General features: G+C 40.5%; 14 protein-coding genes, 1 tRNA gene and 3 rRNA genes. 3 read left to right on the top strand and 15 right to left on the bottom strand.

Annotation, left to right across the window (positions count from 1 at the left end):
- The first annotated feature begins 222 nt into the window (after window positions 1-222).
- Window positions 223-432, top strand: a complete 210-nt coding sequence (locus CEQ83_RS02450; protein WP_016762907.1) for an alpha/beta-type small acid-soluble spore protein — start codon at window positions 223-225, stop codon at window positions 430-432.
- 232 nt (window positions 433-664) lie between these two features.
- Here the strand turns inward: CEQ83_RS02450 and CEQ83_RS02445 are convergent, their stop codons facing one another.
- The 4 genes from CEQ83_RS02445 to CEQ83_RS02430 form a co-directional block, all read right to left on the bottom strand.
- On the bottom strand, window positions 665-892 hold the full coding sequence (locus CEQ83_RS02445; protein ID WP_028414355.1) for a hypothetical protein: 228 nt from the start codon (window positions 890-892) through the stop codon (window positions 665-667).
- Between the two features lie 75 nt (window positions 893-967).
- A complete protein-coding gene (locus CEQ83_RS02440) occupies window positions 968-1,459 on the bottom strand; it encodes a YflT domain-containing protein (protein ID WP_098112822.1) in 492 nt (163 codons plus the stop codon).
- 174 nt (window positions 1,460-1,633) lie between these two features.
- Entirely contained in the window at window positions 1,634-3,085 is a 1,452-nt protein-coding gene (cls, locus tag CEQ83_RS02435; RefSeq protein WP_028414357.1) for a cardiolipin synthase, read from the bottom strand.
- Between the two features lie 477 nt (window positions 3,086-3,562).
- Complete coding sequence (locus CEQ83_RS02430) at window positions 3,563-4,393, bottom strand: GNAT family N-acetyltransferase (RefSeq protein ID WP_028414358.1); 831 nt, start codon at window positions 4,391-4,393, stop codon at window positions 3,563-3,565.
- A 147-nt stretch (window positions 4,394-4,540) separates the two neighbouring features.
- Here CEQ83_RS02430 and CEQ83_RS26900 point away from each other — a divergent pair, with 147 nt between their 5' ends.
- Both CEQ83_RS26900 and CEQ83_RS02425 read left to right on the top strand, forming a co-directional pair.
- Complete coding sequence (locus CEQ83_RS26900) at window positions 4,541-4,714, top strand: hypothetical protein (RefSeq protein ID WP_165573906.1); 174 nt, start codon at window positions 4,541-4,543, stop codon at window positions 4,712-4,714.
- Between the two features lie 161 nt (window positions 4,715-4,875).
- Window positions 4,876-5,412, top strand: a complete 537-nt coding sequence (locus CEQ83_RS02425) for an SH3 domain-containing protein (RefSeq protein WP_028414359.1) — start codon at window positions 4,876-4,878, stop codon at window positions 5,410-5,412.
- 53 nt (window positions 5,413-5,465) lie between these two features.
- On the opposite strand, the gene CEQ83_RS02420 is transcribed toward CEQ83_RS02425, so the two are convergent.
- From CEQ83_RS02420 to CEQ83_RS02370, 11 genes are all read right to left on the bottom strand, one after another.
- A complete protein-coding gene (locus CEQ83_RS02420; RefSeq protein WP_155010634.1) occupies window positions 5,466-5,582 on the bottom strand; it encodes a YjcZ family sporulation protein in 117 nt (38 codons plus the stop codon).
- A gap of 229 nt (window positions 5,583-5,811) precedes the next feature.
- On the bottom strand, window positions 5,812-6,573 hold the full coding sequence (locus CEQ83_RS02415) for a M15 family metallopeptidase (RefSeq protein WP_028414360.1): 762 nt from the start codon (window positions 6,571-6,573) through the stop codon (window positions 5,812-5,814).
- A 208-nt stretch (window positions 6,574-6,781) separates the two neighbouring features.
- Window positions 6,782-8,044 carry a 3D domain-containing protein gene (locus CEQ83_RS27715; RefSeq protein WP_099330599.1) on the bottom strand — a complete coding sequence of 421 codons (1,263 nt, stop codon included), beginning with the start codon at window positions 8,042-8,044 and terminating at the stop codon, window positions 6,782-6,784.
- Between the two features lie 280 nt (window positions 8,045-8,324).
- A complete protein-coding gene (locus CEQ83_RS02405; RefSeq protein ID WP_028412729.1) occupies window positions 8,325-10,097 on the bottom strand; it encodes an extracellular catalytic domain type 1 short-chain-length polyhydroxyalkanoate depolymerase in 1,773 nt (590 codons plus the stop codon).
- 248 nt (window positions 10,098-10,345) lie between these two features.
- Entirely contained in the window at window positions 10,346-10,843 is a 498-nt protein-coding gene (locus tag CEQ83_RS02400; RefSeq protein WP_013055206.1) for a GNAT family N-acetyltransferase, read from the bottom strand.
- Between the two features lie 584 nt (window positions 10,844-11,427).
- Window positions 11,428-12,033, bottom strand: a complete 606-nt coding sequence (locus CEQ83_RS02395; protein ID WP_028412728.1) for a hypothetical protein — start codon at window positions 12,031-12,033, stop codon at window positions 11,428-11,430.
- A gap of 138 nt (window positions 12,034-12,171) precedes the next feature.
- Window positions 12,172-12,248, bottom strand: a tRNA-Met gene (locus CEQ83_RS02390).
- Between the two features lie 11 nt (window positions 12,249-12,259).
- A 5S ribosomal RNA gene (rrf, locus tag CEQ83_RS02385) occupies window positions 12,260-12,375 on the bottom strand.
- A gap of 62 nt (window positions 12,376-12,437) precedes the next feature.
- A 23S ribosomal RNA gene (locus tag CEQ83_RS02380) occupies window positions 12,438-15,373 on the bottom strand.
- A gap of 225 nt (window positions 15,374-15,598) precedes the next feature.
- A 16S ribosomal RNA gene (locus tag CEQ83_RS02375) occupies window positions 15,599-17,150 on the bottom strand.
- The 16S, 23S and 5S rRNA genes sit together here with 1 tRNA gene alongside, the layout of an rRNA operon.
- Before the next feature lie 374 nt (window positions 17,151-17,524).
- The gene (locus tag CEQ83_RS02370) at window positions 17,525-18,538 is read right to left on the bottom strand and encodes a C40 family peptidase (protein WP_028412667.1); all 1,014 of its coding nucleotides are present in this window, start codon (window positions 18,536-18,538) and stop codon (window positions 17,525-17,527) included.
- Window positions 18,539-18,567 lie beyond the last annotated feature (29 nt).

The raw sequence follows: 18,567 nt of genomic DNA, 5'->3' as shown, positions 1-18,567 counted from the left end.
CTATCTCGATCATCATGTAATCGCTTACTTACTTGTGTTCTATTTTACGTAACCTCTCTCTCTTTCTACACATAATTATTTTCCGTTACCTAGTGGAAAACTTTGTAACTATATTCCAATAAGCATATTCTATAAGTCCTTGAAAAAATTTTTTTATTTTATGTATAAAAACTATCTATTAATCAAATCATAATCTTAACCTTATAAAAGGAGTTGATTATGATGGCAAACAGCAGAAATAAGAGCAGCAACGAATTAGCAGTACACGGTGCTCAACAAGCAATCGATCAAATGAAGTATGAGATCGCTAGCGAATTTGGCGTAACTCTTGGTCCTGACACAACTGCACGCGCAAACGGCTCAGTAGGCGGAGAAATCACAAAACGCCTTGTGCAAATGGCTGAACAGCAACTTGGCGGCGGACGTTTCTAAATCACTATCATAAGCAATACGGCTGGAGGAAGAGCGAATGACCGTTCTTCCTTTTTCCCATTTTTATATAATGTCTTATCGCGTTCCTTCTCATCTATATGTATCTAAAACAAAATCACTACCCCCATAACGTTCACATCCGGTTATATAAGATTGTCTTTCTCTCACAATAGACTGTGTATAATAAAACATAAAAAGAAGTTCCTTTTATAGGAACTTCTTTTATCTCACTTTATAAATGTGCAAGCTCTTCAGATATCTTTTCGGTCTTTGCTTTGAGCTGTTCTTGCTGACCTTCTAAATCAGCGATTACAGCTAACACTTCTGTATTGGTCGGTTCTTCTTCATACTGTTTTAACGTAGCGACAAGAGACTGTGAAACTTTGATGAGCTCTTGATTAACTTCTTGCTGCTGTTTTAAATAGTCAAGTTCATATTCCGTTTTTTCTAGATTTCTCATCGGTCCCCTTCCTTTCGTTAACTAGCTTTTATTTAAGAACGCAGTCTTTTATTATCTTATTTAGTTCCTTCAACATTACCTTATTTTATTTTCGTGATTGCCGTATAACATTTTTTCATTCATTGGTTCAGCTGATTTTTCAGCAGGTGTCACGGTTTGTCCTAGAGCTGAATTGTGTTTATCATGCTCAACTGCGTCTACCATCAGCAAAACTTTTCCGTTTTTAAGATCAGATACATACGAGGAAGCTTCCGCAGCAGGTACACCATATTCGGTTAATTGATTTTCGATTTGATTAACATCTTGATCCATTTTTTCTTCAGACGAAGTAAAAGCATTTTTTATTTTCTCCATAAAGGATTGATGGTGCTTTGAGTGTTGATCTGTATCAACTGTTTGCACATCGATTCCTGCAGAACGCTCAATCACTTCTGTATTTTCATGATGAGGACCACTGTTTGTCAAAACAGAAAGTGCACTGTCCGGATATCCCTGTGTTTTTAAATTTCGAATCGCTGTAATAACGGCCTCTTCTGAATCATACGTACCTACTACATTTTTTGTCATTTTCTATTCCTCCTAGGTATTATCATTTTTTAGCTTGTTATAGTATTAATACCCTTGGATTTTTTGGTAAAACTTTTTAACTTTATCTCTAGCTCTCCTTACAAGGAGAAACCAATAAAACAACAGACCTGAATCTAAAAATTCAAGTCTGTTTCATGATATCAATGATTTTTATTATAAAATTGGTGACAGTAAGCGAGATACCGCTTCTTTAAATTTTATAAGAAGAGAGCGCTCTTTATATCGTTCAAACGTTAATTTTGAACTGCATTGCACATCTTCAAGAAACAGGTTCTGCAACTTTTTGGAAATAGGCTGGTCATATACAACTGCATTCACTTCAAAATTAAGGCTGAAACTTCGCGGATCGATATTCGTCGTTCCTACAGAAGACACTTCATTATCTACTACAATCGTTTTAGCATGCAAAAAGCCTTTTTCATAGAGATAAATATTCGCACCGTATGCCAGCAGTTCCCCTACATGAGACCACGTAGCCCAATAAACAAAAGGATGATCAGGTTTGTTTGGAATCATAATATGAATCTCTACTCCAGATAATAAAGCAATTTTACAAGCATCCATAAAGCTTGCGTCAGGAATAAAGTAAGGCGTTTGAAGGTATACACTTTCTTTGGCCGACATAATCAATGAGATATACATGTTTTTCAGGTGCTGGGTAGTCGAATTGGGACCGCTTGCTACAATTTGTACAGGAACTGTTCCAGAATGAGTTTCTGTACGATGCAAAAATTGTTCCAGTTCAATTGGCTGCTTTGTTGCTTGATGCCAATCTAAAATGAATCGCCCTTGAATATCGTTCACTGACTCTCCTTTAATGCGAAAATGAGTGTCTCTCCAATAACCCATTTTTGGATCTAACCCTAAATATTCATCTCCTACGTTAAATCCTCCTATGTATGCTACTTCACCATCGATAATACAAAGCTTTCGATGATTTCGATTGTTAATCCGAAAATTAATTAAGCGAAGAATTGAAGGGAAAAATGCCTGTGCTTCGCCGCCATATGAAATAAGCTCCTTAAAGAATGATGGCGTCATTTTTCTAGATCCTACTTCATCATAAAGAACGCGAACCTTTATGCCTTCTTTTGCTTTTTTTGTTAGCTCATCTCTTAATTTTTTCCCAAGATTATCTCGTTGAATAATATAATATTGAATATTAATTTCTTTTTTAGCATTTCGAATATCCTCAAACAATGCCTCAAATTTTTGATTACCGTCACTGAAGATATCAATTTCGTTGTCGATGCGCACAAGTGACTTAGAAGAATTTAAATTAGTGAACAGCAGTTTATTATGTTGGATTAATAAATCATTTCGATATTCATGGGTCGCTTTAAGCTCTTTTAATTGCTCTTCCACTGAAGATCTTAAATATTCCCGCTCATCAGATGACAATTTATAAAAGTTTTTCTGTTTTAGCTGTCTTCCAAAGAATAGATATACAATAAAACCGACAATTGGTATAAAAAATAAAATAAGAAGCCACGCCCATGTAGATCCTATATCTCTTCGTTCAATGAAAATAAGAATACCGGCTAATAAAATATTAATAGCTGTTACAACAGATACACTTAGTGTAAAGATATGGGCAAATTCCATCCTTTTACTCCTTTCTTTCTATTATATCGCTTTATTAACTCATTCCCTTTTTTAACGTTCTCATTCACTTTACTATACATAACACAGATGGCTTCCTTTTTCATCTTTAGGATCCAAATTTTATTGTTTTTTCTTTTTTGCTACACTAAACATGTGAAATATTTCTTTTTATTGTGTATTAAAAACAAGGGGGGAGATAATTTGTTTTTTTCGTTTATTTTTCTTAGCCTCATCAATGTATTTGTCAGTATTAGCCTGGGGTATATGGCTTATCAATTATTTAGAAAAGCATTTATTGGAGGTATTCTTACGTGTATCCTTGCTTGCAGTGCTCCAATCTTATTTGTATGGCCTTCCCTGTTTTTATCAACGGGCATATCACTTTTTCTCTACTTTCTCATTATTTACTCAAAAAATCACATATCATCTAATATGTAAATAAAAAACACGAAAATCTAAGATTTCCGTGTTTTTTATCTACAAGCTGTATACGTAATAATCCTGCACGTGATATGAATCGAAGCCGCATGTTTCGTAAAGTTGCAAAGCGCGTTTGTTTTTTGCTTCAACCTCAAGAAATACATCATATCCTAGCTGATGCTGCTGTAAAACGACTTGTTTTAAAGCAGCCTTTCCTATTCCTAATTTTTGATAGGAAGGTAAAATACCAAATCCATAAATCCATGCTTCGCTTTTATCATAAGATACCCTTAACTTTCCAACCGCCTGACTATTGTACTCTACGATAAAATGATTTTGCTGTTCTTCCGTTTTCATTTGCTCATAATAAGCAGCTGCTTCTGTTAAAGACATACCAAAGCATTCCATATTAACTTGCATTTCCATTTTCATATCGGTATCTAATAGGGAAGAGCGAAGTGTAACAAAGGGATTATCATCTTCTAATTCTTTTTTCACCCACTTCATTTGATATTCTGAAAAAGTAAATGAACATGGAATCTTCTTTAAGAACCCCCTGCCTGAAATCGAATCGCCAGGAGCATTTAATAAAATCTCTGTATACTCACGCTTCTTACACATATGTAAAGCTTGAGAAAACAGCTTTGAAAAAATCTTTTTTCGGCGATAGCTAGGATCGACCATTCCGCATATTTCTACTGTATTCCCAAACCCATAAAGACCAATAAATCCAACAAGCTGATTATTTTCATAATAAAAAAAATCGTTAACTTCATTTTGTTTTCGACTTCGTAACATGTCAAAATTCAGCTTCAGCTCTATTTTTTCTTCTTGTTGGCAAATAGACTGTAGCTTTTGTATATCTTCTAGTACATGTTGTTTTAACATACGTATCCTCCTGCATCTCTCTTTTTATTATAAGTTCGGCTTTGTTTAACTTTTTCCTTTCATCTTTAGCGCAATGACCGAATAATTATAGGGTAAAGCACGATCAAAAAGCGTATAGAGTAATTAAACTAAATAGGCGGGGTGCTTATGAAAAAGACCATTTTAATAAGTTTTATTGCACTAGTTGCTTTAACCATTATTTATTGCCTGCAGAAAGAATTTATTTTTGCTTTAGCTTTGTGGAGCATTTATGGGACAGTATTATCAATTTTTGTATATTTTTCTTTTCATAAATCAACGGAAGATCGCGAGGGTGAGTAACAATAGCGCTATTAAAAGGTCTGTGAAATAAACCTTTTTACAGACCTTTCGTAAATTTACAACTAGGATGCATGTTGGTAACAATTTAGAAACAAGTATTCTTTATTCTTAGTGTTATAGAAAAAGATATAACCTATTTCACTAAGGAGTTGGATATTCGCATGAAGACAATTACAAAATCTATATCGGTTTTTGCATTAGCAGCTGGCTTTACTTTTTCATCTCTATCTGGAACACTGCCATTCACTCACGAGCAAACAGCAAGTGCAGCAGAAAAAATAAACGCACCGTTCAGCGTATATGAAGTGACAGCAAACGTACTCAATATACGTTCAAAACCTAGCACTCAGGGAAAGATTCTTGATACATTAAGAAAAAAAGATCAAATTGAAGTAGTCAAGTTTGTAAATGCAGACTGGGCTGCCATTAAAATAATTGGCGGCACCGGATATATCAGTACTTCCTATTTAATGAAAGTCCCTACTATTGTTCATACAGCTGCTAACCTTAATTTACGCACAGGGCCTAGCACAAGCAACAAAGTTGTAACAACTGTTCCTAGAGGAAAAAGCGTCAGCTTCTTAGCTTGGGGCTACTCAAAAGATAACAAGCTTTCATTTGATTGGGCTTTTGTAGAATACAACGGCTTTAAAGGATATGTAAGCACTTCGTACTTACAGTTACCTAGTTATAGATAAAAATAGATAACTCCCTTGAATTATTTCAAGGGAGTTTATTTATGGACACCTTATTAATAGTGCCCTGCCCATGAAGCACCGATGATGATTAGTAAAATAAATAGCACAACGATTAACGCAAAGCTACTTCCGTGACCTGCTCCGTATCCATAACCTCCGTAAAAACTCATTTTCTTTCACCTCCCTTTTTTGTAGAATATGTGAAGGGAAATGAAAACGAACATGAGTATTCTTTATCACAAAATTCATTATAATTTATAAGCGATAACTCTTTTACTAGTAAGGCATAGGATATAGCATCCCGTGGTTCATCTCTACATCTTTCCCTCGTTCCAACTTTTAAAGTAAGGGTATATTCCAGCAATACAAAAAAAGAAGAGTTTATATAACTCTTCTTTTTTATTGAACTGGATTATCAACTTGCATGTAGTCATTATAATATTCTTCTAACGTAATTCCTTTTTTATACACTTTAGAGGCGAGTTCTTTTCCGACAAATCGTATATGCCACGGCTCATATTTATAACCTGTAATCTGCTGCTTTCCCTCTGGATAGCGAACAATGTATCCATATTTATATGAATTTCTTTCAATCCATTTGGCTTCAGGAGTATCTTTAAAACAATCTTGAGCCGCACACTTACCTGTGCTGCTTGATACATCTATACTTAAACCAGTCTGATGCTCACTGCTGCCTGGATGGGCGCTATAATGACTGGCTGCCGCTTCTCCATCTTGCTTTATGTACGCTTGATAAAGAGATTCCTGGCGAATTTGAGAACGATAAGCGGAAACACCGGCTAGGTAAATCCCTTCTCGTTCAGCAGCTGAAAACATTCTTTCTAACGCTTTTGCTGCTTCTGTACGCATTTGTCGCTTTTCAATTTTTTCTTTAAATATAAACCGAACGTCTGGGTATACAAGGTCAGCGGGTTCATAGTGATCAGGAAGAAGATTTTGCTTATTTACTAGCACGGCAATGGATTCGGGGTTCCCAACAACTTCTATGCTATTTTGCTTCTGTTTAGAAGAAGATAAAGGATTATGATCAGACGTGTTCAAATGATCGTCGTGCCGAAATAATCCCTGATAGCCTAGATACGAGAATCCTGCGATCACACCCAGCACTATTAGTAATGCTATTTTTTTATAAAATTTCATATTTCTATACTCCTGACATAATTTAAGCTTTTTAAGACACTCAAACATTGTATATAAATTAAGAAATAATTACTAATATAACAAACTAATTCCTACTATAAATTTCAGTATGCCCCGACCTATTTTTTTCAAACGTTTATTTTAAGCATAAAAAAAGAGATGTCTTCTAAAAGACATCTCTTCTTACTTCTATTCTATAAGACTAGTATTAGTCGATAACTGTAATTTTAACTGATCTTCTGCCCCAGTCTTGTGCAGCACTATCTGAAGAAACGAATACGTCAATTCGATTTCCTTTAATTGCGCCACCCGTATCTGCCGCTACAGCTTGACCATAACCTTCAACGTATACTTTTGAACCTAATGGAATAACGCTAGGATCAACCGCAATTACTCGTTGATTTGGATTTGATTTTAAATTTACTCCAGTAGCTGTCGTACCACTGCATCCAGCACAGTTAGCTGTATAAGCTGTTGCTTCAACAGTCATAGACTTGCCGCTAGCTTGCTGTTGAGACTGCTGTTGTTGCTGAGCTTGTTGTTGTTGCTGTTGAGCTGCTTGTTCTTTTTGTGCCTGCTCTTGGGCTGCCTGTGCTTGTGCTGCTGCTTGAGCTTGCTCTTGTTCTTTTTGCGCTTGCTCTTGGGCTGCCTGTGCTTGTGCTGCTGCTTGAGCTTGCTCTTGTTCTTTTTGCGCTTGCTCTTGGGCTGCCTGTGCTTGTGCTGCTGCTTGAGCTTGCTCTTGTTCTTTTTGCGCTTGCTCTTGGGCTGCCTGTGCTTGTGCTGCTGCTTGAGCTTGCTCTTGTTCTTTTTGTGCTTGTTCTTGTGCTGCTACTTGAGCTTGCTCTTGTTCTTTTTGTGCTTGTTCTTGTGCTGCTACTTGAGCTTGCTCTTGTTCTTTTTGTGCTTGCTCTTGGGCTGCTGCTTGAGCTTGCTCTTGTTCTTTTTGTGCTTGCTCTTGGGCTGCTACTTGAGCTTGCTCTTGTTCTTTTTGTGCTTGCTCTTGGGCTGCTTGTTCTTGCTGAGCTTGTGCCGTTTGAGACTGCTGCACTTGTGGAGCTGCCTTTGCTACTGGCGCACTAGCTGTTTGAGATTGAGCTGCTTGTGCCGCTTTAATTTTAAATTGTTCTCCAGGGAAAACTAAGTCTGATGTTAAACCGTTCCATTCTTTAATTTCTTCTACTGTTACGCCATAATGTTGACCGATTGACCACAAAGTGTCACCACGTTTTACAGTATGTACGATTTCTTTTATGCTAGATAAGTTTAGTGTCTGATTTGGATAAATTAGTGTTGATGTTAAGTTATTAGCATCTTTTAGCTCGTCTACGCTCACATTATGATTTTGAGCGATTTTCCATAAAGTGTCACCTTTTTGTACTTCATACGTTCCGCTTGTAGAGGCAGATGCTGCACCTACAAATCCTGCTGAAAGAATTGCCGTTGTCCCTAGAGTAAATACAAATTTCTTCATTTTCCGAATACCTCCTTATTTACTCAATGACTGAATGATACCACCTGTTCATTTCACTTCCATTACAGGAATATTTTACTTTTATTACGGATTTAATTAATTTTAAACATTTTCTTGTAATATTTCTGACAATTCATTTTTGAATAATGATTAAATTTCATCAAAATCATGTCAAAATTTGAAGAAAACTCTATAAAAAGTTGGAGTTGTATTCGGTGATAAAAGTAACTTATCAGCAAAAAAAAACCTTCTAAAAGCTAACTGCTTTTAGAAGGTTTTTTTACTTATATGAAACAGTTAAAGTTGGAGCATATGCAGGATTGTCGCCCCCATAAATTTCAACTACGTCACTTAAAAAGTCCGCTGAACCTGAGCTTGACAAGCGAAACTGAGTTTTGCCGTTCCTATTCATATATCCCAAAAGTGAGGAAGGAAGTTGAATAGTTGTATATCCATTATCGAGTGAAGGCACTGACATTTGGAAGGCCGCTGAAATAGATGGTGAGGCCTGGTAATCTATTTGTTCTAAAGCACTGCTAGTTCCAAATACACCGCTTTTAATATCGCCTTTCAAAGATGAAATATTACCAGTTGAAGATTTGCGATAAATTTTCAAAGATACATCCGTAATACTTGCATCATCAGGTAAAGAGCTTGTATCAAAAGATAAAATGGTTCGGTATGTGTCGGTATTGTACATTCCCTTATCCCCAATTTTATGAATAGAACTACTCATACCGTCAGCTGATAAATTTCCGATAAATCCATCTTCAGCAGCAAGCGAAGAAAATACTGAGGATTTCTCTGAAGTTCCAGAAATTTGATAAACTTCCGTCTTTACTCCCTCTTGATTACCCGCAGCGTCTACACTAAAAAATTTTATTGTTTTGCTAGAGTTGATGCTAATAGGCTCAGAATACTTTAGAGAATTAACAGTTGGTGTACTTCCATCTAATGTATAGTAAGTGGTGGCAGGTTCATTGGGTGATAATGTGACAGAAACAGAACTTCCATACGTTCCTCCCGCTGGTGAAGCAGCTGTAACCGGCGGGGATATATCTCCTGGATTAGAAGCGTCACCATTCTTCGGATGATTTTTAAAAAAGTTCCAACTTAATTTAGTTGCATTTGGCCCTTTAGGATCTGTATAAGAACCGGATGTACTTCCCCCTGACCAAGCATGTCCCATTCCTTCTATCATGTACTTTTCCATTACTGTTTTTCCTGCTGTATCTTTGTAAATATATTGCGTATAGCTTCTTCCACCAGATACTGTACCTGGTAAAGTTTGATCTGCCGTATCATCAATATTGTTATTATCCAGTCCATCAGACGCTCTATCATTTGTTTGAGCCCATTGCGATAGTATTTGATGCGCATTTATAGGGGCAACAGTGTAGTCAGCTGTCCCATGAAACAAAATAACCGGAACCACTCGCTTATGCTCTCCCATGGCTGAATAGGCTAAATCTCCTTGTTGGATAGGATTAGGACCTCCACTGCTCATTGCTGTATAAGCACCTGTTACACTAGTGGCTGCTTTATATTCTAAGCCCGCCCCAACGCTGATAGCCGCAAATATGTCTGGATAAGTAGCTCCCATAATAACACTCATAGCTGCACCAGCAGATAGCCCTCCAACAAAGACTTGGTCGGCATCTATTGAATAACTGCTTTTTATTTGATTGACCATTCCAGCAATTAACGCTGGTTCACCGCTTCCCCTTGATTGATGAGCAGTATCAAACCAGTTCCAACACTTATTTGAATTAGCAGAAGAGGGCTGTTCTGGATAGAGGACAAAGAACTTCTCTGTTTCTGCCAGTGCATTCATTTGTGTTCCTGCTGCAAATTGATCAGGGTCTTGAGTACAGCCATGTAGCATAACTACTAGAGGTAAGGCAGCACCTCCCTGATAACTGCTAGGTACGTACAGTTTGTATGTTCTTCCGTTATATGTTTTAGAGGTAAAACTTCCTGCGGCTGAAGAAGATACAGCACCTAAAGATAAAAAAAGCATAAAAATCATCCCTGCTATAAATAATCGTTTCATCTTCCTGCTTCCTCCTTATATTGATATGGTTATACTTAGCAGCAAACGTACATATCGGTATGGTATGGAAATGAATAAGAGTTACTAGTAAGATGATAGCAAGGTTTTATGTAATAAAATTTATATTGACTGCACGATTTGCCTACAGTTATGAGGACAAATAAAATCATTCATCTCCAAATAAAGAAAACGCTTACATAAAATTGTAAACGATTGTGTCGATAAATACTATAAAAAAGACATACCTTTTAAAAATAGGCCGGTATGTCTTCTATGGATTGCTTACTTAAGTATTCATATTGTGACTCGCTGCAATTTACCATAGCAATGGATTGAGGATAACGCTGTAAATGAGAAGGGAGCTCCTTAAACCCAAACTGATGATAATATTCAGGAAGAATATCGCTATAAAGCATAAAAATAGCGCTGCGCTTCTCTATCTTCATCTTTTTAAAAAAGTCTTCAAGCATATCTCGGCCATACCCCATTCGTTGATAAAGCTGATGAACAACAACGGACCCAATACCATGCAAAGCAAACTTTAATCGAGGAGTTTGTAAAAGAAGCAAAATAAATGAACCAATAATTTGATTCTCTTCATTTACATATACATACCGAATTCCATATGTTTCTTCTTTTTGATTATCTCTAACATACTCTTTGTACGTCCTGCCTTTAGGCCATGCCGCATATCCCATTTGATAGACTTCTGCCAATTCTTCAGACTTTATTTTTCTTAATAACATGAACATCCCCTCTTTATTTATAATCCCATACGTCAGCAGACATTTTTTATAGAGTTAAAAATTGTTCCTGTATGTATATATTATACTTCATCCTACGGAAGCTTTCTTGCTCGGAGTACTATTAACAGCTAATATGCAGGCTGCTTTCTCAAAAAACTAGAAAGATTCCTGATAGTTGTTCTTCACCCATATCAGTCATATATGTAAAGATACTCTTTATCATTCCATAAAAACATAGAGATGTAAATATATTTCCAGCTTCACTTAACATTCATTATGTATCACCTATCAAAAAAGAGATTGGGCCATAACGAAATGAATGCAATCTAAAGACGAACAACCCGGATAAATAACCTGGGATGCTTGTTCCGCCGCTGTTGCTTTACGTGCAAGGCTTCGCTTTCCGCGAGCGGACGATGGAGCCTTGCCCTCCAACCAACAGCTAGAAGCACCTCATACTGAAACCTACGTTCACCATGACCATTAAAAAACACGAACTATCTATTTTTGATAGATAGTTCGTGTTCAACGTTAACTAAACTGCTTTTGTCCCAGCATCTTTATAGTAAAAGTAATCATCATTTTTAAGCTTTTTCGTTCTCTACATACTCCACTAGATGAAAGAAAAAGCGATATGTAAGAACAAGAGCTTCACCTATTGACATTTTTTCATCAAACTCTTTTATAGCATCTAACTCAATATTCACATCCCATAATCCATCTTTATCATTAAATAAAAGCTGGACGCTTGTTGGGCTTTCATTAAGCTCTTTAGCAAAAAATTGTTTTAGTACAGAACCGAATTTTTTTTGCATATGTAACCCCGTTAATACTTTATATGTGCCAAACACATCATCCACTTCAAAAGAACATCCATCAAGCTTAATAAATTCAAACCATTTTGATTCTACATATAGAAATTCACTTCTGTGTTCTTTTAAGTAAGAAAGAGGAGTATCTAAAAACGAAAGAGGAGATTCTTCTGCGATCAGCTCGTCCGTTTCTTTATCTACTCTTTCGATATAAGAATCTTTAAAACGTGAAGATGCCTCTTTTTCTTCTATCATCAGGTTTTGCGGCACCAACTCTTTTTGCAACGCATATTCCTTTTCTTCTTGATATAGAGATAAAGATTGACCTTGAACGTTCATTTCTTTTTCAATATAAGTTTGAATATTACTTTGTAACATAAAAAACCTCCTGATTAATCTGCATCACTATCTTATATCATAACCTAAACAAGTGTTTATAAATATAGCCAAACAAAAAATCCTTAGGCTATGCCTAAGGATAGTAATAATATATTCAAGTATGTATAAAAGATAATTTGGTTGCGGGGACAGGATTTGAACCTGCGACCTTCGGGTTATGAGCCCGACGAGCTACCGAACTGCTCCACCCCGCGATAATAAAAATGCCTGGCAACGTCCTACTCTCACAGGGACAAAGTCCCAACTACCATTGGCGCTAAAGAGCTTAACTTCCGTGTTCGGTATGGGAACGGGTGTGACCTCTTCGCTATCGCCACCAGACAAGAGATTGTTCTCTCAAAACTAGGTAACAGTTTGCTGAGTAAAGCTTACGCTTTTAAAGTTTGGTTAAGTCCTCGATCGATTAGTATCAGTCAGCTACACATGTCGCCACGCTTCCACCTCTGACCTATCAACCTGATCATCTTTCAGGGATCTTACTAGCTTGCGCTATGGGAAATCTCATCTTGAGGGGGGCTTCATGCTTAGATGCTTTCAGCACTTATCCCGTCCACACATAGCTACCCAGCGATGCCTTTGGCAAGACAACTGGTACACCAGCGGTGTGTCCATCCCGGTCCTCTCGTACTAAGGACAGCTCCTCTCAAATTTCCTACGCCCACGACGGATAGGGACCGAACTGTCTCACGACGTTCTGAACCCAGCTCGCGTACCGCTTTAATGGGCGAACAGCCCAACCCTTGGGACCGACTACAGCCCCAGGATGCGATGAGCCGACATCGAGGTGCCAAACCTCCCCGTCGATGTGGACTCTTGGGGGAGATAAGCCTGTTATCCCCGGGGTAGCTTTTATCCGTTGAGCGATGGCCCTTCCATGCGGAACCACCGGATCACTAAGCCCGACTTTCGTCCCTGCTCGACTTGTAGGTCTCGCAGTCAAGCTCCCTTGTGCCTTTACACTCTACGAATGATTTCCAACCATTCTGAGGGAACCTTTGGGCGCCTCCGTTACATTTTAGGAGGCGACCGCCCCAGTCAAACTGCCCACCTGACACTGTCTCCCGGCCCGATCAGGGCCGCGGGTTAGAATTTCAATACAGCCAGGGTAGTATCCCACCGACGCCTCCACCGAAGCTAGCGCTCCGGCTTCTCAGGCTCCTACCTATCCTGTACAAGCTGTACCAAAATTCAATATCAGGCTACAGTAAAGCTCCACGGGGTCTTTCCGTCCTGTCGCGGGTAACCTGCATCTTCACAGGTACTATAATTTCACCGAGTCTCTCGTTGAGACAGTGCCCAGATCGTTACGCCTTTCGTGCGGGTCGGAACTTACCCGACAAGGAATTTCGCTACCTTAGGACCGTTATAGTTACGGCCGCCGTTTACTGGGGCTTCGATTCAGAGCTTCTCCCAAAGGATAACCCCTCCTCTTAACCTTCCAGCACCGGGCAGGCGTCAGCCCCTATACTTCGCCTTGCGGCTTCGCAGAGACCTGTGTTTTTGCTAAACAGTCGCCTGGGCCTATTCACTGCGGCTCTCTCGGGCTATACACCCTACCAGAGCACCCCTTCTCCCGAAGTTACGGGGTCATTTTGCCGAGTTCCTTAACGAGAGTTCTCTCGATCACCTTAGGATTCTCTCCTCGCCTACCTGTGTCGGTTTGCGGTACGGGCACCTCCCGCCTCGCTAGAGGCTTTTCTTGGCAGTGTGGAATCAGGAACTTCGGTACTATAATTCCCTCGTCATCACAGCTCAGCCTTTATGATGAGCGGATTTGCCTACTCATCAGCCTAACTGCTTGAACGCGCATATCCAGCAGCGCGCTTACCCTATCCTACTGCGTCCCCCCATTACTCAAACGGCGGGGAGGTGGTACAGGAATATCAACCTGTTGGCCATCGCCTACGCTTTTCAGCCTCGGCTTAGGTCCCGACTAACCCTGAGCGGACGAGCCTTCCTCAGGAAACCTTAGGCATTCGGTGGACAAGATTCTCACTTGTCTTTCGCTACTCATACCGGCATTCTCACTTCTAAGCGCTCCACCAGTCCTTACGGTCTGACTTCACAGCACTTAGAACGCTCTCCTACCACTGACATCAAAGATGTCAATCCACAGCTTCGGTGATACGTTTAGCCCCGGTACATTTTCGGCGCAGAGTCACTCGACCAGTGAGCTATTACGCACTCTTTAAATGGTGGCTGCTTCTAAGCCAACATCCTGGTTGTCTAAGCAACTCCACATCCTTTTCCACTTAACGTATACTTGGGGACCTTAGCTGGTGGTCTGGGCTGTTTCCCTTTTGACTACGGATCTTATCACTCGCAGTCTGACTCCCATGGATAAGTCTTTGGCATTCGGAGTTTGACTGAATTCGGTAACCCGTTGGGGGCCCCTAGTCCAATCAGTGCTCTACCTCCAAGACTCTCACAACATGAGGCTAGCCCTAAAGCTATTTCGGAGAGAACCAGCTATCTCCAGGTTCGATTGGAATTTCTCCGCTACCCACACCTCATCCCCGCACTTTTCAACGTGCGTGGGTTCGGGCCTCCATTCAGTGTTACCTGAACTTCACCCTGGACATGGGTAGATCACCTGGTTTCGGGTCTACAACCACATACTAAACGCCCTATTCAGACTCGCTTTCGCTACGGCTCCGCCTTATCAGCTTAACCTTGCATGGGATCGTAACTCGCCGGTTCATTCTACAAAAGGCACGCCATCACCCGTTAACGGGCTCTGACTACTTGTAGGCACACGGTTTCAGGATCTCTTTCACTCCCCTTCCGGGGTGCTTTTCACCTTTCCCTCACGGTACTGGTTCACTATCGGTCACTAGGTAGTATTTAGCCTTGGGAGATGGTCCTCCCAGCTTCCGACGGAATTTCACGTGTTCCGCCGTACTCAGGATCCACTCAAGAGGGAACGAAGTTTCAACTACAGGGTTGTTACCTTCTTCGACGGACCTTTCCAGGTCGCTTCATTTACTTCGTTCCTTTGTAACTCCGTATAGAGTGTCCTACAACCCCAAGAGGCAAGCCTCTTGGTTTGGGCTAATTCCGTTTCGCTCGCCGCTACTCAGGAAATCGCATTTGCTTTCTCTTCCTCCGGGTACTTAGATGTTTCAGTTCCCCGGGTCTGCCTTCAATATCCTATGTATTCAGATAAAGATACTGTTCCATTACGAACAGTGGGTTTCCCCATTCGGAAATCTCCGGATCAAAGCTCACTTACAGCTCCCCGAAGCATATCGGTGTTAGTCCCGTCCTTCATCGGCTCCTAGTGCCAAGGCATTCACCGTGCGCCCTTTCTAACTTAACCATTAGCGAATAAATGGTACAACATAAAGTTGTGTTATTTATTGGTTTGATTAAAGAAAAGTTTCACTTTTCCTCAGCAATTACTGTTATCTAGTTTTCAAAGAACAATCGCAACCAAAATTCTTCTTATCTAATAAGAAGAAAGTAGTATGCTTTCTATAATTGAGAGATTGAACTCTCAAAACTGAACAAAGTGTCAAAACGTACGTCATGTAAAAATCCTTAGAAAGGAGGTGATCCAGCCGCACCTTCCGATACGGCTACCTTGTTACGACTTCACCCCAATCATCTGTCCCACCTTAGGCGGCTAGCTCCTTACGGTTACTCCACCGACTTCGGGTGTTACAAACTCTCGTGGTGTGACGGGCGGTGTGTACAAGGCCCGGGAACGTATTCACCGCGGCATGCTGATCCGCGATTACTAGCGATTCCAGCTTCATGTAGGCGAGTTGCAGCCTACAATCCGAACTGAGAATGGTTTTATGGGATTGGCTTGACCTCGCGGTCTTGCAGCCCTTTGTACCATCCATTGTAGCACGTGTGTAGCCCAGGTCATAAGGGGCATGATGATTTGACGTCATCCCCACCTTCCTCCGGTTTGTCACCGGCAGTCACCTTAGAGTGCCCAACTAAATGCTGGCAACTAAGATCAAGGGTTGCGCTCGTTGCGGGACTTAACCCAACATCTCACGACACGAGCTGACGACAACCATGCACCACCTGTCACTCTGTCCCCCGAAGGGGAACGCTCTATCTCTAGAGTTGTCAGAGGATGTCAAGACCTGGTAAGGTTCTTCGCGTTGCTTCGAATTAAACCACATGCTCCACCGCTTGTGCGGGCCCCCGTCAATTCCTTTGAGTTTCAGTCTTGCGACCGTACTCCCCAGGCGGAGTGCTTAATGCGTTAGCTGCAGCACTAAAGGGCGGAAACCCTCTAACACTTAGCACTCATCGTTTACGGCGTGGACTACCAGGGTATCTAATCCTGTTTGCTCCCCACGCTTTCGCGCCTCAGCGTCAGTTACAGACCAAAAAGCCGCCTTCGCCACTGGTGTTCCTCCACATCTCTACGCATTTCACCGCTACACGTGGAATTCCGCTTTTCTCTTCTGCACTCAAGTTCCCCAGTTTCCAATGACCCTCCACGGTTGAGCCGTGGGCTTTCACATCAGACTTAAGAAACCGCCTGCGCGCGCTTTACGCCCAATAATTCCGGATAACGCTTGCCACCTACGTATTACCGCGGCTGCTGGCACGTAGTTAGCCGTGGCTTTCTGGTTAGGTACCGTCAAGGTACGAGCAGTTACTCTCGTACTTGTTCTTCCCTAACAACAGAGTTTTACGACCCGAAAGCCTTCATCACTCACGCGGCGTTGCTCCGTCAGACTTTCGTCCATTGCGGAAGATTCCCTACTGCTGCCTCCCGTAGGAGTCTGGGCCGTGTCTCAGTCCCAGTGTGGCCGATCACCCTCTCAGGTCGGCTATGCATCGTTGCCTTGGTGAGCCGTTACCTCACCAACTAGCTAATGCACCGCGGGCCCATCTGTAAGTGATAGCCGAAACCATCTTTCAATCATCTCCCATGAAGGAGAAGATCCTATCCGGTATTAGCTTCGGTTTCCCGAAGTTATCCCAGTCTTACAGGCAGGTTGCCCACGTGTTACTCACCCGTCCGCCGCTAACGTCATAGAAGCAAGCTTCTAATCAGTTCGCTCGACTTGCATGTATTAGGCACGCCGCCAGCGTTCATCCTGAGCCAGGATCAAACTCTCCGAAGAAATGTTTGACTTGCTCAATTAAAAAATAAAAATTAACGTTGACGTTTGTCGCTTTGTTCAGTTTTCAAAGTTCAACCGCCGCTCTTAAGCGACTTTATTATCTTATCAAGTTACCGACGTAATGTCAACAACTTTTTAAAATTCTTTTTTTTAGCTTCATTGTTACTGTTATGTCTCAACGACGCTTTATAATAATATAATGCCCTGCACATAAAGTCAATATGTTTCGAGAAGAAAAACGTTTTTTTCTTACTTTACTTCTTCCCCTACTGAGAAGTAGTTAAACATAAATAATCTAAATTTTCTAATTTTTATTTATACCTATATTAAAAAAGAAGCCCTTCACAAAAAGAGCTTCTTTCTTATCTTACTAATTAAGGTAAATAACGACGTGCACCTGCATACTCTTCAATATACCCCTTCGTGTTTAAAGGAATAATCTCTACTGTCCGCTCGGAGTTCGGCGAATGAATCATCATACCATCTCCCGCATACATTGCTACATGGTGGACGCTTCCTTTTCCTTGGTTATAGGCAAAGAATAATAAGTCTCCGGGTTGAAGATTGTTCATCTCTACTGGTTTCCCTGCTCTAGACTGTGGGCCTGAGTCACGTGGAATTGTAATACCATGGGACTGGTACATCGTAAACGTAAATCCAGAGCAGTCAAATCCAAAACCACTCATGCCAGCCCATAAATATGGAAGGTTTAAAAATGCCTTTCCGCTTTCAACAAGCTCCGTGCCAGTTGGTACAGGAATATCTTTTTGAGAAGCGTAGATTTTTCCTGCTTTTGCAGAAACCCATGCTGTCTTTCCATTTGGTTTTAATACTTTATATGCACTCTTTGATTTTACCAAAAGAGGTAAGCGCGTATTATAGCTAACTTCAATACCTTTCTTTTTCAAAGAAGGCGAATGATATAAATAAGTAGTCGGAGCCGTCACCATTATAAAAGGCTTCTTTGCATACTGTTCGTACCTTTTGCTATAGGTTAATTGTTTAGTAGGCATCCACCCGGGATATCCTAATTCATTTCGAGAAGTAGGCTGTCCGTCTACAGCTACTTTGACCCAATCTCCTTGTCTCTCTAAAACCGTTACTTTGTTTCCATATAACGCTTGTGTCTCAAGCATCCCGTCACTAGATAACTGCTGCTTCTGTTTCAAATTCATCGATGTGGTCCACTTCTTCATATCTACAGGATTAGTAGCTGACGGAGCGTCCACTTCACGCAAGATGTTTGGTGCTGTCCAAAGAGTAGCTGCTGCGACATCTATATAAGCAGTTTCTTTTTCTTCAGAAGCATGAACAGAAGGAACTGCACTGACTCCAAATGTAGCTAAAATAACTGTTGTTACCGTCAAAAGCCAACGTTTTATATTCATCGTCTCTCTCCTTCTACTATATTACTATC

This window comes from Priestia megaterium (assembly GCF_009497655.1).
Lineage (GTDB): Bacteria > Bacillota > Bacilli > Bacillales > Bacillaceae_H > Priestia > Priestia zanthoxyli.
The sequence above is the reverse complement of the archived record's forward strand: the minus strand, read 5'-3'. Positions and strand labels throughout refer to the sequence as shown.

Excerpts from the sequence above, each read along its gene's own strand:
- CEQ83_RS02450 (WP_016762907.1), top strand. The coding sequence starts at position 223 with ATGGCAAACAGCAGAAATAAGAGCAGCAACGAATTAGCAGTACACGGT.
- CEQ83_RS02445 (WP_028414355.1), bottom strand. The coding sequence starts at position 892 with ATGAGAAATCTAGAAAAAACGGAATATGAACTTGACTATTTAAAACAG.
- CEQ83_RS02440 (WP_098112822.1), bottom strand. The coding sequence starts at position 1,459 with ATGACAAAAAATGTAGTAGGTACGTATGATTCAGAAGAGGCCGTTATT.
- cls (WP_028414357.1), bottom strand. The coding sequence starts at position 3,085 with ATGGAATTTGCCCATATCTTTACACTAAGTGTATCTGTTGTAACAGCT.
- CEQ83_RS02430 (WP_028414358.1), bottom strand. The coding sequence starts at position 4,393 with ATGTTAAAACAACATGTACTAGAAGATATACAAAAGCTACAGTCTATT.
- CEQ83_RS26900 (WP_165573906.1), top strand. The coding sequence starts at position 4,541 with ATGAAAAAGACCATTTTAATAAGTTTTATTGCACTAGTTGCTTTAACC.
- CEQ83_RS02425 (WP_028414359.1), top strand. The coding sequence starts at position 4,876 with ATGAAGACAATTACAAAATCTATATCGGTTTTTGCATTAGCAGCTGGC.
- CEQ83_RS02420 (WP_155010634.1), bottom strand. The coding sequence starts at position 5,582 with ATGAGTTTTTACGGAGGTTATGGATACGGAGCAGGTCACGGAAGTAGC.
- CEQ83_RS02415 (WP_028414360.1), bottom strand. The coding sequence starts at position 6,573 with ATGAAATTTTATAAAAAAATAGCATTACTAATAGTGCTGGGTGTGATC.
- CEQ83_RS27715 (WP_099330599.1), bottom strand. The coding sequence starts at position 8,044 with ATGAAGAAATTTGTATTTACTCTAGGGACAACGGCAATTCTTTCAGCA.
- CEQ83_RS02405 (WP_028412729.1), bottom strand. The coding sequence starts at position 10,097 with ATGAAACGATTATTTATAGCAGGGATGATTTTTATGCTTTTTTTATCT.
- CEQ83_RS02400 (WP_013055206.1), bottom strand. The coding sequence starts at position 10,843 with ATGTTATTAAGAAAAATAAAGTCTGAAGAATTGGCAGAAGTCTATCAA.
- CEQ83_RS02395 (WP_028412728.1), bottom strand. The coding sequence starts at position 12,033 with ATGTTACAAAGTAATATTCAAACTTATATTGAAAAAGAAATGAACGTT.
- CEQ83_RS02370 (WP_028412667.1), bottom strand. The coding sequence starts at position 18,538 with ATGAATATAAAACGTTGGCTTTTGACGGTAACAACAGTTATTTTAGCT.